Annotated in this window: 15 protein-coding genes; 4 read left to right on the forward strand and 11 right to left on the reverse strand. The window is 73.6% G+C overall.

Annotated features, from left to right (window positions below; translation table 11 throughout):
- From panD to ABTZ58_RS29155, 4 genes are all read right to left on the reverse strand, one after another.
- Window positions 1–429, reverse strand: a complete 429-nt coding sequence (gene panD / locus ABTZ58_RS29140; protein ID WP_351363151.1) for an aspartate 1-decarboxylase — start codon at window positions 427–429, stop codon at window positions 1–3.
- A gap of 70 nt (window positions 430–499) precedes the next feature.
- On the reverse strand, window positions 500–1,312 hold the full coding sequence (locus ABTZ58_RS29145) for an alpha/beta fold hydrolase (RefSeq protein WP_351362921.1): 813 nt from the start codon (window positions 1,310–1,312) through the stop codon (window positions 500–502).
- A 22-nt stretch (window positions 1,313–1,334) separates the two neighbouring features.
- Window positions 1,335–2,624, reverse strand: coding sequence for an enterobactin transporter EntS (entS, locus tag ABTZ58_RS29150; protein ID WP_351362924.1), 1,290 nt, complete (start codon window positions 2,622–2,624; stop codon window positions 1,335–1,337).
- 8 nt (window positions 2,625–2,632) lie between these two features.
- Entirely contained in the window at window positions 2,633–3,976 is a 1,344-nt protein-coding gene (locus tag ABTZ58_RS29155; protein WP_351362927.1) for a salicylate synthase, read from the reverse strand.
- Between the two features lie 134 nt (window positions 3,977–4,110).
- On the opposite strand from ABTZ58_RS29155, the gene ABTZ58_RS29160 reads away from it, so the two are divergent.
- The 4 genes from ABTZ58_RS29160 to ABTZ58_RS29175 all read left to right on the forward strand — a co-directional run bounded on the left by ABTZ58_RS29160 (window position 4,111) and on the right by ABTZ58_RS29175 (window position 8,710).
- Complete coding sequence (locus ABTZ58_RS29160) at window positions 4,111–5,742, forward strand: (2,3-dihydroxybenzoyl)adenylate synthase (protein ID WP_351362930.1); 1,632 nt, start codon at window positions 4,111–4,113, stop codon at window positions 5,740–5,742.
- The gene (locus tag ABTZ58_RS29165; protein ID WP_351362933.1) at window positions 5,732–6,790 is read left to right on the forward strand and encodes a FecCD family ABC transporter permease; all 1,059 of its coding nucleotides are present in this window, start codon (window positions 5,732–5,734) and stop codon (window positions 6,788–6,790) included. The genes ABTZ58_RS29160 and ABTZ58_RS29165 overlap by 11 nt, the downstream gene beginning before the upstream one ends.
- On the forward strand, window positions 6,787–7,860 hold the full coding sequence (locus ABTZ58_RS29170; protein WP_351362936.1) for a FecCD family ABC transporter permease: 1,074 nt from the start codon (window positions 6,787–6,789) through the stop codon (window positions 7,858–7,860). The genes ABTZ58_RS29165 and ABTZ58_RS29170 overlap by 4 nt, the downstream gene beginning before the upstream one ends.
- A gap of 148 nt (window positions 7,861–8,008) precedes the next feature.
- A complete protein-coding gene (locus tag ABTZ58_RS29175) occupies window positions 8,009–8,710 on the forward strand; it encodes a phosphatase PAP2 family protein (RefSeq protein WP_351362939.1) in 702 nt (233 codons plus the stop codon).
- Window positions 8,711–8,797: 87 nt separating this feature from the next.
- On the opposite strand, the gene ABTZ58_RS29180 is transcribed toward ABTZ58_RS29175, so the two are convergent.
- From ABTZ58_RS29180 to ABTZ58_RS29210, 7 genes are all read right to left on the reverse strand, one after another.
- On the reverse strand, window positions 8,798–9,250 hold the full coding sequence (locus ABTZ58_RS29180) for a phospholipase (protein ID WP_351362942.1): 453 nt from the start codon (window positions 9,248–9,250) through the stop codon (window positions 8,798–8,800).
- A 165-nt stretch (window positions 9,251–9,415) separates the two neighbouring features.
- The gene (locus tag ABTZ58_RS29185) at window positions 9,416–10,177 is read right to left on the reverse strand and encodes a cupin domain-containing protein (protein WP_351362945.1); all 762 of its coding nucleotides are present in this window, start codon (window positions 10,175–10,177) and stop codon (window positions 9,416–9,418) included.
- On the reverse strand, window positions 10,171–11,097 hold the full coding sequence (locus tag ABTZ58_RS29190; RefSeq protein WP_351362948.1) for a DUF6807 domain-containing protein: 927 nt from the start codon (window positions 11,095–11,097) through the stop codon (window positions 10,171–10,173). The genes ABTZ58_RS29185 and ABTZ58_RS29190 overlap by 7 nt, the downstream gene beginning before the upstream one ends.
- On the reverse strand, window positions 11,094–12,218 hold the full coding sequence (locus ABTZ58_RS29195; protein ID WP_351362951.1) for a Gfo/Idh/MocA family protein: 1,125 nt from the start codon (window positions 12,216–12,218) through the stop codon (window positions 11,094–11,096). The genes ABTZ58_RS29190 and ABTZ58_RS29195 overlap by 4 nt, the downstream gene beginning before the upstream one ends.
- A gap of 508 nt (window positions 12,219–12,726) precedes the next feature.
- Window positions 12,727–13,218, reverse strand: a complete 492-nt coding sequence (locus ABTZ58_RS29200) for a hemerythrin domain-containing protein (RefSeq protein ID WP_351362954.1) — start codon at window positions 13,216–13,218, stop codon at window positions 12,727–12,729.
- 80 nt (window positions 13,219–13,298) lie between these two features.
- Window positions 13,299–13,469, reverse strand: a complete 171-nt coding sequence (locus ABTZ58_RS29205) for a hypothetical protein (RefSeq protein ID WP_031106884.1) — start codon at window positions 13,467–13,469, stop codon at window positions 13,299–13,301.
- A 119-nt stretch (window positions 13,470–13,588) separates the two neighbouring features.
- A complete protein-coding gene (locus ABTZ58_RS29210; protein WP_351362957.1) occupies window positions 13,589–15,475 on the reverse strand; it encodes a CASTOR/POLLUX-related putative ion channel in 1,887 nt (628 codons plus the stop codon).
- Between the last annotated feature and the right edge of the window lie 67 nt (window positions 15,476–15,542).

Genomic DNA, 15,542 nt, shown 5'->3' on the forward strand with positions numbered 1-15,542 from the left:
TCAGTTCCCCTTCTGCTGGGTGACGGCTCCCGAGTACTGGTCCGGCGCCCCGGGCACCGGCTCGGCCGGATCCGCGCCGAGCGCGAGGATCCGGTTGGCCTTGTCGACGTGGACGACGCGGGGCCGGTGGACGGCCCGTTCGGCCTCGTCGAGCGCGGCGAACGACATGATGATCACGAGGTGGCCGGGGTGGACGAGGTGGGCGGCGGCCCCGTTGACGCCGATGACGCCGGTGCCGCGTGCGCCGGTGATGGCGTAGGTGGTGAGCCGGGCGCCGTTGTCGATGTCGACCACGTGGACCTGCTCGCCCTCGGTGATGCCGGCGGCGTCCATGAGATCCTGATCGATCGTCAGGGACCCTACGTAGTGCAGATCGGCCTGGGTGACGGTGGCTCGGTGGATCTTGCCGTTGAGCAAGGTGCGCTGCACCATGACCCCCTGAGGAGTAGCACTTAGGTGAGGCTAACCTAAATCAACATCGCCGTGTCCGGAAGAACGGCTACGCGGAAGAGTTCCGGAAGAACTCCAGCAGCACCCGGTTCACTTCGTCCGGGCGCTCCAGGTAGCCGTAGTGGCCGCAGCCCTTGATCTCCTGGTAGAGGGCACCGGGGACGGCCTCGGCGACCTCGCGCCCCAGGTGCGGCGGCAGCACGACGTCGTCCGCGAAGCCGATCACCAGGCAGGGCACGTCGATCGCCCGGTAGGCCCGCAGCCGCCCCTCGGGGACCTCCAGGTCGAGCTGGGCGCGCACGCCCGGCCCGGCGGGCTCAGGGGACAGCTCGAAGAGCTCCAGCCAGTCGCGCGCCCGCTGTTCGTCGTCGAGGGTGGCGGGCGAGAGGTTCGTCAGGGCCCGCACCCACGCCGCGTAGGACGGGGGCAGGGTCACCGCGCTGTCGTGCAGGGCGCGTTCGGCGGCGGCCAGGGCGGAACGCAGGGTGTCGGTCCGGCCCCGGGTGGCCATCAGCACGCCCTGCCGCACCACTCGGGGCCGGCGCAGCATCAGCTCCTGGACGACGTAGGCGCCCAGGGAAACGCCGACCATGCGGCAGGGAGCGAGCCCCAGGTGTTCGACGAGGCCCGCGGTGTCGTCGACGAGGTCGTCGACGGTGAAGCCGCCGGGGCAGTCCTCGCTCGGCGGGACGCCCCGGTTGTCGAAGGTGACCACGCGGTACCCGGCGTCGACCAGCGCCGGCACCTGGTGGAGGTGCCAGGCGCGGCCGCGGGCGCCCCGGCCCATGACCAGCACCACGGGTTCGCCCCGGCCGGTGTCGTCGTAGTGGATCCGGACTTTGTTGACGATCGCGCTGGGCATGGCTCTCCTCGCGGGCGCTCGGTCAGTCGGCGGCCGGTGACGGCTCGGCCGGCGCCGTCCGCCCCTCGTCGGCGGGCGGCCCCTGCAGGGTCGCCTTGCGCAGCCCCGGCAGGGCGACGGCGACCGCCGCGACACCGGCCAGGCAGACCAGTCCGCCGAGGGCGGCGGCACCGGCCGCGGAGCCGAGCCCGCGCGCGACCAGACCAGCCTCCACGTTCCCGACGGAGGGTCCGGCCGTGGCCTGGGCCAGCCACAGGCTGCCGACCCGGCCCTGGAGGCGGTCGGGCGTGTAGTGCTGCAGCAGCGCCCGGCGCAGGATCTCGGAGACGGTGTCGCCGAGGCCGGCCAGCGCCAGGAAGGCCAGCGCGGTCCACAGGCCGGGGCTGAGGCCGAAGCAGGTGATCGCCACGCCCCACAGCGCGACCGCGCCGATCAGGGCCCGGCCGGTGTGGTGGATGCGGCCCGTCCAGCCGCTGGTCAGCGCCCCGAGGAAGGAGCCGACGGCGGGGGCGGTGTAGAGCAGGCCGACGGTGGACGGGCCGCCGCCGAAGTGCTCGGTGCCGAGCTCCGGGAAGAGCGCGTACGGCATGGCGAAGACCACTGCGCACACGTCGATGAGCAGCAGTCCGGCCACGACCTGGTTGCCGCGCAGGAACCGCAGCCCCTCCCCCATGGCCCGCAGCGGGTGCTGCGGCTTTCCGCCCCCTTCGGGCGCGAGGCGGGGCAGCGGGGCGAGCAGGGCGAGACCGACGACGTAGATGACGGCGTCGATCGCGAAGCACAGCGCGATCCCGGGCCCGGCCGCGATCACGCCCGCGAGGGAGGGACCGGCCATGGCGCCGAGCTGTGCGGTGAGGGTCATCAGCGCCCCGGCGGCGGCCAGTTGGCCCGGCGCCACCAGGGCCGGTGTCGCGGCCATCAGCGCCGGTCCGCCCAGCCCGGCGGTGCCGCCCGCGAGGACGGCGGCCACGAACACGAACCACACCCGCGGGTCCGGCAGGGCCGCGTTCACCGCGAGACCGGTGATGACCACGGCGGTCGCGGCCCGGGTCACGAGCACGATCCGGCGCCGGTCCACCCGGTCGGCGAGCACCCCGCCGGCGACCAGCCCGACCAGCAGCGACAGCCCCAGCGACAGGCTCATCAGGCCCACTTGGACCGAGGAACCGGTCAGCGCGTAGACCTGGAGGCCGGCCGCGACCGAGGTGAGGTGCGTGCCCAGCATGGAGATGGCCTGGGTGGCGAACAGCAGCCGGAAATCCCTCCCGGACCGCAGGGGTGTGACGTCGACGACGACTTCTCCCAGTCGCACCTTCGCACCTAACTCCTCAGCGACGGCGCGGCGAGCGGCACCGGTTGCGCGGGGACGACGTAGGGGGCGACGCTGCGGAGCTTCTCACAGGTCTCCTCCAGTTCCCGGGCGGGAGTCGACCCGGCGAGGATACCGGCGCCGGCCCGCAGCCAGGTCCGGCCGTCCTCCTCGAAGAGGCTGCGCAGCACGAGAGCGGCGTCGAGCGAGCCGTCGCTGCCCGCCATGAGGGCCGCACCGCTGTAGATGCCGCGTGGTTCCTTCTCCAGCCGGGCGATGCAGTCGTACGCCGGCTCCTTGGGGATGCCGGAGGCGGTCACGGCCGGGAAGACGGCGCGCAGCACGTCCCAGGCGGTGGTGTTCTCGGCGAGCAGTCCGTGCACGCTGGACCCGAGGTGCTGGACGGAGCCGCGCCGGCGCACGCTCAGCAGGTCGCGCACCGACACCGTGCCCGGGCGGCACACGGTGGCCATCTCCTCTTCCGCCAGCTTCACGGAGAGCACGTGCTCGGAGATCTCCTTCGGGTCGGCGAGGAGTTCGGCGCGCAGCCGTTCGTCCTCCTGCTCGCCAAAGCCCCGGGCGCGGGTTCCGGCGAGCGGCTGGGTGAGGGCCCGCCCGTCCGCGCCGACCTCGGCGACGGTCTCGGGACTGAAGCCGACGACCCGGCGTCCGCCGAGGTGCATCAGGTAGGAACGGGCCGGGGTGTTGTGGGACCGGCCGTGCACATAGGTGGCGACGAAGTCGACCGGAAACGGCACCGGGACGGTGCGCGAGAGGATGACCTTCTGCAGGGCGCCGGCCCGGATCTCCTCGATCGCGCGGGCCACGAGTTCGGGGTAGGTGCCGTCGGTGTCGGCGACGTCGATCGGCCGGGCCTCGACGGGGACCCGGGTGACGGGCTCGGCCAGCAGCCGGAGTAACCCCTCCAGGGTCTCCGGGTCGGCACTGCGCACCTCCGCGCCGCCCTGACGGAGCCTCACCTCGCTGTGCGGGACGACGAGATGCAGCAGTCGCCGGTCTCCGGCGCGGTCGGGGCGGCCGGCGTTCAGATGCGCGAACTCATACGCCATCCAGCCGTAGGCGTGCCAGCCCTCGACGGCCATCTCCGCGAGCCGTTCCTGGACTTGACGCAGGGGGTGCGGTCCGACGGGGTCCGCGTGCTCCTCGGTGAGCCAGCGGTGGCGGACCGTGGAGCCGTCGGCCACGACCTCACCGAGCGCGCCTCCGGCGAACCACCACTCGCCGTCCCTCTCGTAGACCATGTACTGGTCGAACAGTCCCGACTCGGCCAGCCTGGCGGCCAGCAGGACGGGGTCTCCCGGCAGTTCCGTCCGCGCGCTCCGGTACCGCAGCAACGACTACCTCCCGAGCTGGCTTAGGTTAACCTAACCTAAGGAGAGACCCTAGCTTCCGCGTCGAAGTCTCGTCCAGGCTTGACCCCGATATGTCATTAGGCAAGCCTTTCCTGAACTGCAGGCGGGAGTTGAGGATGCTCGACGGTTGGGTGCCCTGGCCGGAAGAGGTCGCGCAGCGGTATCGGGCCGAGGGGTTCTGGGAGGGCCGGCCACTGGACCGGCTGCTGCGGGACCGGGCCGAACGCGACCCGGAGCGGATCGCGCTGGTCGACGCGGAGGGTGCCCGGTGGACCTACACCGAGCTCGACGCCCGCGCCGACCGGCAGGCCGCCGGACTGCGGCGGCTCGGCATCGCCGCCGGGGACCGGGTGGTGGTCCAACTCCCCAACACGGACGCCTTCGTGGTGCTGTTCTTCGCCCTGCTGCGGACCGGCGCCGTACCGGTCCTCACCCTCCCCGCGCACCGGGAGAGCGAGATCGTCCACGTGGCCGAGACCGCCGGCGCGAGGGCCTACGCGATCCCCGACACGCACGACCACTTCGACCACCGGGTCCTCGCCCGGGCCGTTCGCAAGGCCGTGCCGTCCGTGGAGCACGTCCTGGTGGCCGGTGACGCCGCCGAGTTCACCGCCCTGGCCGAGGTCGACGCCGATCCCGTCCCGCTGCCGGTGCCCGACCCCTCGGACGTGGCGGTGCTGCTGCTGTCCGGCGGCACCACCGGCAAACCCAAGCTCATCCCCCGCACCCACGACGACTACGCCTACAACGTCCGCGCCAGCGCCGGGATCTGCGGCTTCGACAGCTCCACCGTCTACCTCGTGGTGCTGCCCACCGCGCACAACTTCGCGCTCGCCTGCCCCGGCCTGCTCGGCACGCTGCTGGTGGGCGGCACCGTCGTGCTCTCCCCGACGCCGAGCCCGGAGGACGCCTTCACGCTGATCGAGCGCGAGCGGGTCACCGTCACCGCCGTCGTACCGCCGATCGCCCTGCTGTGGCTGGACGCCGTGGAGTGGGAGGAGGCCGACCTGTCGTCACTGCGGCTGCTCCAGGTCGGCGGCTCCAAGCTGGGCGCCGAGCCCGCGGCCCGGGTCTCACCCGCCCTCGGCTGCGCCCTCCAGCAGGTGTTCGGCATGGCCGAGGGCCTGCTCAACTACACGCGCCTGGACGACCCGCCGGAACTGGTCGCCCGGACCCAGGGCCGCCCGTTGTCCCCGGCCGACGAGATCCGCGTCGTCGACGAGGACGGGCACGACGTGCCGCCCGGCACGACCGGCGAGCTGCTCACCCGCGGCCCCTACACCCTGCGCGGCTACTACCGGGCACCCGCGCACAACGCCCGCTCCTTCACCGAGGACGGCTTCTACCGCACCGGCGACCTGGTGCGCGTCCTGCCCTCCGGGCACCTGGTCGTCGAGGGCCGGGCCAAGGACCAGATCAACCGGGGCGGCGACAAGATCTCCGCCGAGGAGCTGGAGAACCACCTCCTGGCTCACCCCGCCGTGCACGACGCGGCCGTCGTCGGCATGCCCGACGCGACCATGGGCGAGCGCACCTGCGCCTACCTGGTGCTCCGCGGCGAGACCGCCCCGACCCCGCGGGAACTGGCCGCGTTCCTCACCGAGCGGGGCGTCGCCGCGTACAAGCTGCCCGACCGGGTGGAGGTGGCCGGCGCCTTCCCCCGCACCTCCGTCGGCAAGATCGACAAGAAGGAGCTGGGGCGCAGGATCGCCGCCCTGCTGCGCGCGGAGGGCAGCGGTGCCGGCTGAGACCACCGCTCCGGCCCGCCCGGAGAAGCCGTCCGTCGCGCCGCCCCGCCGCCGGACCTCCACCCGCACCCTCGCCGTCCTCGGCGCCCTGCTGCTGCTCCTGGCGGCGGTCCTGCTCAGCCTCGCCATCGGGTCGCGGTCGCTGCCGGTGTCCGTCGTCGTGGACGCGCTGCGGCGCGACGACGGCTCGACCGCCGCCTCCGTCATCTGGGACGTGCGGGTGCCGCGCACGCTGGCCGGGATCGCCGCGGGGGCCGCCCTCGGTGTCGCGGGCGCCCTCATCCAGGCGCTCACCCGCAACCCGCTGGCCGATCCCGGCCTGCTCGGCGTCAACGCCGGAGCCGCCACCGGCGTCGTGCTGTCCCTGACCGTGCTCGGCGTGACCAGCCTGTGGGCGTCGGTATGGTTCGCCATGGCCGGCGCGGTGGTGGCGGGCCTGCTGGTGTACTCGCTGGCCTCGGGCGGACGCGGTGGCGCCACGCCCGAACGGCTCGCGCTCGGCGGCGCGGTGATCGCCGCGGTCTTCACCGGCGTCGGCCAGACGCTGATGCTGCTCGACGCCCAGGCCCTGGACGAACTGCGGTTCTGGAGCGTGGGCTCGCTCGCCCGGGCCGGCAGCGACACGCTGACGACCATCACGCCGTTCGTCGTGGTGGGCCTGGTGCTGGCCCTCGGCCTGGTCCGGCCGCTCAACGCGATGGCCCTCGGCGACGACGCCGCGCGCTCGCTCGGCGCCCATCTGCACCGCACCCGCTTCCTCGGCCTGCTCGCCGTGACCCTGCTGTGCGGGGCGGCGACCTCGGCGGTCGGGCCGCTGGTGTTCGTCGGGCTCGCCGTCCCGCACATCGCCCGCATGATCGTCGGCGCCGACCAGCGCTGGACCGTCCCGCTGTCGCTGCTGCTGGCCCCCGCCCTGCTGCTGTTCGCGGACGTCCTCGGCCGGGTCGCCGTACGCCCGGACGAGCTCGACGCGGGCGTGGTCACGGCGGTCGTCGGGGCGCCGGTGTTCATCGCGCTGGTCCGGCACCGCAGGGTGGTGGCGTCATGAGCACGCGCGCTCCCGCCCCCGAGCGGCTCCCGGCCCGCACCCGCGTCGTCCGCAGCGGCCGCCACCGCGTCTCCCTGCGGCTGGACGTCCGCGCCCTGACGGTCTGTCTGCTGGCGCTGGCCGCCACGGCCGGGGCGGGCGTCCTCGCCCTGGGCACCGGGGAGTACCCGATCTCCCCCACCGACGTCGTGCGCACCCTGCTCGGCAACGGCAGCCCGCGCACCGACTTCGTCGTCAACGAACTGCGCCTGCCGCGACTGCTGACGGGCATCCTGGCCGGGGCCGCCCTCGGGGTCAGCGGCGCGCTGTTCCAGAGCCTGTCCCGCAACCCGCTCGGCAGCCCCGACATCGTCGGTTTCACCTACGGCTCGGCCACCGGCGGCCTGCTGGTCGTGCTGGTCGTGGGCGGCACCGGCGGCCAGGTCGCGCTCGGGGCGGTGGGCGGCGGCCTGGCGACCGCCGTCCTGGTCTACGTCCTCGCCTGGCGGCAGGGCATCCACGGCTTCCGGCTCGTCCTCGTCGGCATCGGCGTCAGCGCCCTGCTCCAGGGAGTGAACGCCTATCTGCTGGCCAAGGCCCGTTTCACCGAGGCCGCCCAGGCCATGGTGTGGCTCAACGGCAGCCTCAACGGCCGGGGTTGGGCCGATGTGCGGCCCGCCGCGCTCGGACTGCTCATGGTGCTGCCGCTGATCGTGTGCGTCGCGGGCCGGCTGAGGATCCTGGAGATGGGCGACGACGTCGCGGGCGGGCTCGGGGTGCCGGTGCAGCGCACCCGGCTGGTGATGCTCGTCCTCGCCACGGCCGCCTGCGCGGTCGCCACCGCAGCGGCCGGCCCGATCCCCTTCGTCGCCCTCATCGCGCCCCAGCTGGCCCGGCGCCTGACCCGGCAGCCCGGACCGAACCTCCTCGCCGCCACCTGCACCGGCGCGCTCCTCGTGGTCACCGCGGACTTCGGCTCGCAGCATCTGCACGAGTCGGCCCAGCTGCCCGTCGGCGTGGTCACCGCGGTCGTCGGCGGCCTGTACCTGGCCCTGCTGCTGCGCCGTCAGCGACGGGCCGGACGGATCTGAGGGACGCCCGGTCGCACGGGGTCGCGGTCCACCGGATGACGGGCCGCCGCCTGGGCACCCGGGGAGGTACCGGCGCGCGGGGGTGCTGGGCGTGCGCCCCGCGTGAGCCGGTACCGTGCTGGGAAGGCCACTGCGGGGAGAACCACACATGACCGATCCGACGACGTCAGACGAGAACGCACTCCGTCCGCTCCCGGAGGACGCCACGCCCTCGGGCGGCCCCGGCCGGCTCCTGAGCGCCGTCATGGGCGATCTCAGGGCCGTGGACGGCGCCCTGTACGCGGCGGTGGCCGCCACCCCGACCCCCACCCTCGACCGGACGCTGCGCCATCTGTCCCACGCGGCCGACCACTCGAAGATCTCCTTCGCCATCGCCGCCGCACTGGCCCTCGCCGGGAAGCGGCCGCGCAGGGCGGCGCTCGCCGGGGTCGGGGCGATCGCCGTGGCCTCGGCCTCGGCCAACCTGCTCGGCAAGCGCCTGGTGCGCCGGGCCCGCCCGGACCGGGAGGCGGCCCGGGTGACGGTGGACCGGCACGTGCCGATGCCCACGTCGGCCTCGTTCCCGTCGGGGCACACCGCGTCGGCGGTCGCGTTCGCCACCGCGGTCGGCGTGGTGCTGCCCCCGGCGGCGGTCCCGCTCGGGGCGCTGGCGGGCGCCGTCGGCTACTCCCGCATCCACACGGGCGTGCACTATCCGGGTGACGTGGCGGCGGGCGCCGTCCTCGGCATCGCGAGCGCCGCCGCGGCCCTGGCGGCAGCGGCGGCCACGCCGTCGGCCCGCACCCAGGCCCTGCTCGCGGCGGCCCGCTCGTGGCCGCGCGTCCGCGTCGCCGGCCTGGTGCGCGACTGAGCAGCGCGGCGCAGCGGACACCGGACCCACGCGGAGGCCGGGCACGGAGTCGCCGCTCCGCGCCCGGCCTCCCGGTCGTGCCGGCGGTCAGCCGAAGGCGCGCACGGCCTGGTAGTACGTCCAGGCCGTGCCGTTGCAGGAGGTCTTGGTGCCTCCGCTGTACGCGTTGCACACCCGCTTCAGGTCCTCGTAGAAGGCGCTGTCGACACGGGACTTGTTGGCGTCGAAGGTGCCCGCGGCCTTGTAGTTGCGGTAGCCGAAGTCGTGGCGGGCGCAGGACATGGAGAACGGGAAGCCGAACGGGTTGTCCGGCGAGGTGGAACAGTAGTCGGTCGACCAGTCGAAGCCGTACGCGGACCAGGCGGCCTGGTTCGCGCGGGCGGCGGCCCAGGCGTTGTAGCTGGACGCGCTGGTCTGCGTCCAACTGGCGAGCACCTGGGGCTTGTCGGCGGGAGCGGCACTTGCGGTCGTGGCGGTGGCGGCGACGGTGACGAGGGCCAGGGTCGAGGCGGCAAGACCCGTGGCGATCTTTCGGTGCATCCCACACCTCCATGCGGCTGCGGCCCGCCCATCGGGCCACAGGTTCATGACAAGAGGATGACCACCTCCCCAGGGGGCTCACACCCGTCGTGCCCCAAGAACCCCTGAGTTTCTGGCTGTTCGAGGAGAACGGCAGCGGACCGGCGGATGTCGCCGGCCCGGCGGCTACCCTCCCTGATAGGGCGTCGTCGTCCCGGGAAGGTCGTACTCGTCTCGGCGGCCGCACATGCCGAAGCCGCCGAGCCGGGTCGGCGCGGCCTCGTGGGCGGTGGCCTCGTCGAGGTAGGCCGGTTCGCCGTCGGCCAGCGCGTCGAGCTGCGCGCCGGTGCGTTCGGCGGTGGCCAGGGCGCCCGCCCGCCACAGGGCGCGCCAGGTGGGCACCTTGTCCCGCACGAGCCGGGCGGCGGCCCGCTGGAACTCGAGGTACGGGCCCTCGTCCCCGGCGACCAGGGCCTCGCGCAGGCCGAGGTAGCCCTCGACGGCCAGGTCCCGGCGGCGGCGCGCGGCCGCCTCGGTCTCCGGTCCCGTGCCGGGCGGCAGGGCGGCGGCGTCCGCGTACCGGCCGGGGTCGGCGAGCACCTCGGGCGGGAAGGTGAACACCGCGTCCCCCGCCTCGGGCAGGCCGCTGTTCTCCATCAGCACGGTGACGCGCAGGTCGCCGCCCTGCACCATGCGGTGCACGGTGCCCGGCGTGAACCAGGCGATCGACCCGGCCTGGAGGGGGATCTCCCGGTAACCGTCGGGGCTCAGCGTCTGGACCGCGCCCCGGCCGGCGGTGACGACGTAGGCCTCCGTGCACACCAGGTGCAGGTGCGGGCTGCCCCCGCGGACCCCGTCGGCGGCCTCCCAGTCGTAGGCGCTGAGATGGGACAGGCCGACCGCGCCGGGCAGCGGGTGCGGGAGGCCCGGCTCGGGTTCGCTCACCACGGCATGCCTCGCAGGTGGGCGCCGACCCGGTCGCGGTCCCAGGCACCGTCGGCGATCACCAACCGGTAGCGGTAGGCGAAGGACTCGCCCGGCGGGAGCTCGAACTCCTCGAAGAAAGCCCAGGAGAAGGCGACCGTCGGGAAGGGCTCGGAGCGCACGAACCAGTGCGACTGGTGGATCGCGGACGCGTCGTCGAGGTTCTCGGGCGCGTGCGCGAAGACCAGGGTGGAGTGGCCGTCGACGTCGTCGTGCTCGGTGGTGAAGGCGAGCCACGGGCCCTGACTACCCATCAGCTCGGCCGCGTCGGCGTCGGTGTCCGGTGCGAGGACCGTACCGCCGGTGAAGTCGCGCGGGCCGCGCCACTGGAGTCCGGTGTAGCCGGCCATCTCCCGGCCCGCGGTGGTCGGTGAGCCGAAGGCCAGCGGCGTGGAGCGCGTGTTGGTGAGGCGGATCGACCAGTCCAGGGCCCAGGCGCCGGCCTCCTCGTCCACCGAGTGGACGGTCAGCCCGCGCACCTCGCGGGCCCACTCCGCGCCGCCGTTCTCGATCCAGGTGAGGTCCTCGGTGAGGGCGAGCCGGTCGTCCTCGGCCGTGAACTGCGGGAAGCCGTCGTGCCGCATCGAGCCGACCCGCTCGGGCAGGCGCAGATAACCCTCGCCGTGCACGTAGCAGTTGCCGCCCCAGAAGTTCTGGCCGGACAGGTGGCTCGCGGTCATCTGCAGGCCCTTGTGCCAGCGGTGGTCGCTCGGGCGGTAGCCGGTCACGGTGCGGCCGGAGAGGGTGCGCACGGGGTGGGCGTACGGCTTGCGGGCCTCGAACGGGTCGGGGTCGGGGCGGTAGACGTAGCGGAGGATCTCCGTGCCGTTCGCCGCCGTGACGGCGACGGCCTCGCCGACCGTGTGGGTGACGCGGATGGTCATGCGCGCTCCTTGGGGGCCCAGTCGGGGTACTCGCCGTGCATGGCCTCGTAGAACGGGTCGCCGGGGCCGATCTCCCCCGCGTGCACGGACCGGCCGGTGAACGCCGCCTTGTACAGGGCGGCGGCGAACTCGAGGGTGGCGCGGGCGTCCCGGCCGCTGCCCGGGGGCCGGGTGCCGGTGTCGTAGGCGTCGAGGAGCGCGCCGAGCTGGGCCGTGTGAGAGCTGGGCACGTCGTGCGCGGGGGTGCGCCAGGCGGTGGCGCGTTCGGCCGGGACGTGCGGGGCCTGGGTGTAGACCCAGCTGTCGTTGGTGTGGCCGTACAGGTGCGTGAGCTCGACCGTGGCGTCCGCGCAGTCGACGCGGATGCGGCTCACCTCGTCCGGGGACAGCACGCTGTTGACGACGGTGGCGAGGGCGCCGCTGCGGAACCGCACCAGGGCGGTGGAGACGTCCTCGCTCTCGGTGTCGTGGACCAGGCGCGCGGCCATGGCCCGGATCTCCTCCCACTCGCCGAGCAGGTGCAGCATCAGGTCGTACTGGTGGATGCCGTGGCCCATGGTGGGGCCGCCGCCCTCACCGGCCCACTTCCCACGCCAGGGCGCCGCGTAGTACGCGGCGTCGCGGTGCCAGGTCGTCTGGCAGTGCGCGACCAGCGGGGCGCCCAGCTCGCCGCTGGTGATCAGCTTCCGGGCGTGCACGGCGCCGGAGCCGTAGCGGTGTTGGAAGACGACCGCCGCGTAGGCGCCCGAGGCCTCCTCGGCGGCGGCGATGTCGTCGTACTCCGCGAGGGACAGGGTGAGCGGCTTCTCGCACAGCACCCAGGCGCCGGACTTCAGGGCGGCGACCGTCTGGTCCCGGTGCAGCCAGGGCGGGGTGCCGATCAGGACGAGGTCGGGGCGCTCGGCGTCCAGCATCGCGTCGACCGAGGTGTACCCGGCGACCCGCTCGCCCGCCAGCTCGCGGAACGCCTCCAGGCGTCCCTCGTCCACGTCGACGGCGGCCACCAGGTCCACCCGGTCGGAGTGGGCGCGCAGCGCCGGCAGATGGCTGCCCGCGACGATGGCTCCGGTGCCGACGACGGCCACGCGGCGGCGGGTGGAGGACCCTGGGGACACGGACATGCGGCGCTCCTCGGACGGCCGGCGGACACACGCTTGGAAAGCGCTTGCACTCGGAAGGACCCTAGGCGCGAGCGAATGTCTGGACAACCCCCCTGCAGCGCACCGCACCCCCTGCGCCCCCGCATTCTCCCAGCTTGGGGCGGAGTTTCCGATTGCTGCCGCAGCCACCGAACCCGCGTTTCCGCGCCTCACCTGGCCCCACCGGGAACGGGGCGTCGGCACCGACTCCGCGTACGGCAGCGCGCAGACGGCGATCCTCTGCGGCGACCGTGCCGCTCCGCGCGACCCCGAGGTCTACTGGCGTGACGCGCGGCGCGCCCGCGATCCGCTGTCGGGCCCGTGACACACGACCTCGGCGCGCGCATTCCGGGACCGGCCGGGCGAAGGTGCTGGCCACGGGGCGCCTTCCGGGGCGGGACCGCGACTGCGCCGCGCCCACCGGCCGTCAGCGCACTGAGGAGCCCGGACCGGTGACGGTCCGGACTCCTCACGGGTGGTGCCGGGTCCCTCAGGACTCGACGATCTTGCGTACGTTGTCGACGGAGCCGCAGCCGGCCTTCAGTTGCCGCTCACGCTCCTGCCAGAACTCCCGGCCGAGCTCCTCGCGCCGCTCCATCGCCACGTTCTCGCGTGCGCCGTTGAGGATGGTGCGTTCCTCCTCGTCGGCGTGGTGGGTCACGGCCTGCACCAGTTCCTCGAGCTTCTCGTCCCACTCGTCGGAGCCGACCTCCTCCACCTGGAGGAGTTCCAGGAGGGCCTCGTTGCCCTCGTCGTGTTCGTGCTCGCCGTGCTCCACCTCTTCGTCGTCGATGTTCTTGTAGCGCTTGAGCGCCGGGTAGACCTTGGACTCCTCGGCGAGCGCGTGCGCGATCAAGAGGTCCGAGAATTCACGCAGTGCACCCTCGCGGTCGGCTTCGACGCTGCGCATCTGACGGAAGAGGTCTTCCATGCGCCGGTGGTCCTGGAGAATGAGTTCGACGACGTCCTGAGTGTCGGCCATGAACAGGCACCCCTTTCGTACGGAGAATCAGGCCTTTTCCCTTTACCCCCTCCCCTGCCAGGGGAACGGGGCCGGATGGGTCACCAGCGGTACCAGCGGCCCTTACGCCCACCTGTGTCCGCGCTGCGCAGTACGAAGCCGAGCAGCCAGACCACCAGCACGATCACCGCGATCCACCACAGGGCCTTCAGAGCGAAACCGGCGCCGAAAAGGATTAGGGCCAGCAGCAGAACAAGAAGCAAAGGAACCATTGTCATCTACCTCCGCAACTCCTGATGCCCGGGCTTTTGCCGCGCACACAGGCGGAATTCTTCGTTTTTCCAGGCGGATGGCGGGCAGATGGACCGATTCGGCCGGGCGGGGGGGGACGTCAGTCCCTGCCGACGACCACGACCTCGTCCCCCGCCGTCCAGCGGCGCCGCTCCGCCTTGGGCGGGTTGATGCGCACGCCGTGGCCGGGGTCCGCCGACGCCTCGGCGTGGCTGCGGTAGCCGATGGCGCACTCGCCCCGCTGCCGTGCCGCGGCCACGACGGTGGCGAAGGCCGTGTCGCACCCGGGCAGCACGTAGTCGCCGGCGGGCCGCAACCGGATGCCGGTGCCGTCGGCGGAGAACAGTTCCTCGAAGACAGCCGCCAGATGCCGGTTCTGGGAGATCTGCGCCATCAGCAGGCCGATGAGCTTGCCGCTGATGATCACGTCGGCGCCCGGGCTGACGGGGGCCAGCGCCCGGTTGCGGTCGTCGACCAGCTCGGTGACGACCGGCAGTTCCCGTCCGGTGACCTCCTCCAGCCGGCGCAGCAGCAGGAGCGTGACGAGCGTGCGGTTGTCCGGGTGGTCCGCGCTCTCGCCGGGAGCGAGGTCCTGGCCGAGGACGATGACGCTGTCGTAGGAGTGCACATCCAGACGCTGCAGGGTCTCCGGGCGGGTGACGTCCCCCTGGTGGAGGGTCAGAACCGGGCCCGTGCCGGACTCGCGCACCTGCCGGACCGTCTCCTCCGCGCAGTCGGCCACCACGTCGACGGCCGACCCGGGCAGGGCGCGGCGGCGCAGCTGGTCGACCATGAGCGGCGCCCTGCGGTTCCAGCCGAGCATCAGGACCCGCTCCGGCCGCGCCGGCGTCGGCGGACCGGACGCCATCACCTCCTTGTCGACCCACTGACCGCAGTCGCCCGGCCAGGCCGTGTCGTCGTCACGGGAGACGACGATGAGCAGATCGTCCGCGGCGATGGCCGTCTGCGGCGGCGGAGCGAGCAGCGGGGTGTCGCCGCGCACCAGCCCCACCACACAGGACGTCGGATAGGACAGCAGCGCGTCGCCGAAGGTGCGGCCGGTCAGGGACGCCTCGCCGACCAGGTAGAACTCGTCGCCTGCGAAGTCGAGGAGCTCCTGATGGACCAGGGACAGCCCGGGGCGGCGGGCGGCCTGGACGATCAGCCGGGCCGTGACCGTGTCGCTCTCCAGGACGACTCCGCCCGGCCCCGCGGCGAGGCAGGCGGCCAGCCGGTAGCGGTCGTCCCGCACGGCGGCGACGACCGGCGGCCGGTTCTCCGCCCCTGCCAGGGCCGCCCGGAGCGCCAGCAGCGTCTTGACGACCTCGGCGTCGGCGTCGGGCTCGTCCCGCGGCAGCACCAGTACGACACCGGCCGTCGCAGGACTGGTCAGGGTGAGCACGGCCGGGTCGGTGGTGGGGCCGCTGCGGCAGATCAGCCGCGTACGGCCGACGGGCCCGACCTTCGTGGCGAGGGCCTCCTCCATCGCGGTCTTGTCGCGGTCGGCCAGCACCGCCACCGCCGCGCGCCGCTGATTGGCGTTGGCCGCGACCAGTTCGCCGACCACCGTGAACACCTGCTCCGACCATCCGAGGACCACGACGTGCCCCTGTTCCAGCACGGTCGAGCGGCCCCGCCGCAACGCGGTGAGCCGTTCCGTGAGGGCGGTGGTGATCAGGCCGACCAGCGTCGACACGTACAGCAGCGCGACCAGGGCGAGCAGCACCGACATCGTCACGCGCAGCGGCGTGCCGGTCGCACCGCCCAGCCGCAGGGTCTCCCCCGTCAGGTGCCACACCTGCGCCAGCCGGCCCGGCAGGGACCGCGGCGCGTCCGGGTCGGTCCAGACCACCGCCGCGCTGGCCGGGACGACGACGGCCAGACACAACAGTGCCATCCACCCGACGAGGGCGGAGGCACCGCGGGCCAGGGTGCTGTCGAACCAGTACCGAAGCCGGTCACCGAACGAAGTGCGCCGCTGCGCCACCCTTCCCCTTCCGTCGCCCCGGGCCACCCGTGCGCCGGTCGGCGCCGCCGTGCGCGGGCGGCGCACG

It is taken from the genome of Streptomyces sp. NPDC094143, from assembly GCF_040303825.1.
Lineage (GTDB): Bacteria > Actinomycetota > Actinomycetes > Streptomycetales > Streptomycetaceae > Streptomyces.

Bases quoted from the DNA above. Each gene is read 5' to 3' on its own strand.
- ABTZ58_RS29145 (WP_351362921.1), bottom strand. From the start codon at position 1,312: ATGCCCAGCGCGATCGTCAACAAAGTCCGGATCCACTACGACGACACC.
- ABTZ58_RS29160 (WP_351362930.1), top strand. From the start codon at position 4,111: ATGCTCGACGGTTGGGTGCCCTGGCCGGAAGAGGTCGCGCAGCGGTAT.
- ABTZ58_RS29170 (WP_351362936.1), top strand. From the start codon at position 6,787: ATGAGCACGCGCGCTCCCGCCCCCGAGCGGCTCCCGGCCCGCACCCGC.
- ABTZ58_RS29175 (WP_351362939.1), top strand. From the start codon at position 8,009: ATGACCGATCCGACGACGTCAGACGAGAACGCACTCCGTCCGCTCCCG.
- ABTZ58_RS29180 (WP_351362942.1), bottom strand. From the start codon at position 9,250: ATGCACCGAAAGATCGCCACGGGTCTTGCCGCCTCGACCCTGGCCCTC.
- ABTZ58_RS29190 (WP_351362948.1), bottom strand. From the start codon at position 11,097: ATGACCATCCGCGTCACCCACACGGTCGGCGAGGCCGTCGCCGTCACG.
- ABTZ58_RS29195 (WP_351362951.1), bottom strand. From the start codon at position 12,218: ATGTCCGTGTCCCCAGGGTCCTCCACCCGCCGCCGCGTGGCCGTCGTC.
- ABTZ58_RS29200 (WP_351362954.1), bottom strand. From the start codon at position 13,218: ATGGCCGACACTCAGGACGTCGTCGAACTCATTCTCCAGGACCACCGG.
- ABTZ58_RS29205 (WP_031106884.1), bottom strand. From the start codon at position 13,469: ATGGTTCCTTTGCTTCTTGTTCTGCTGCTGGCCCTAATCCTTTTCGGC.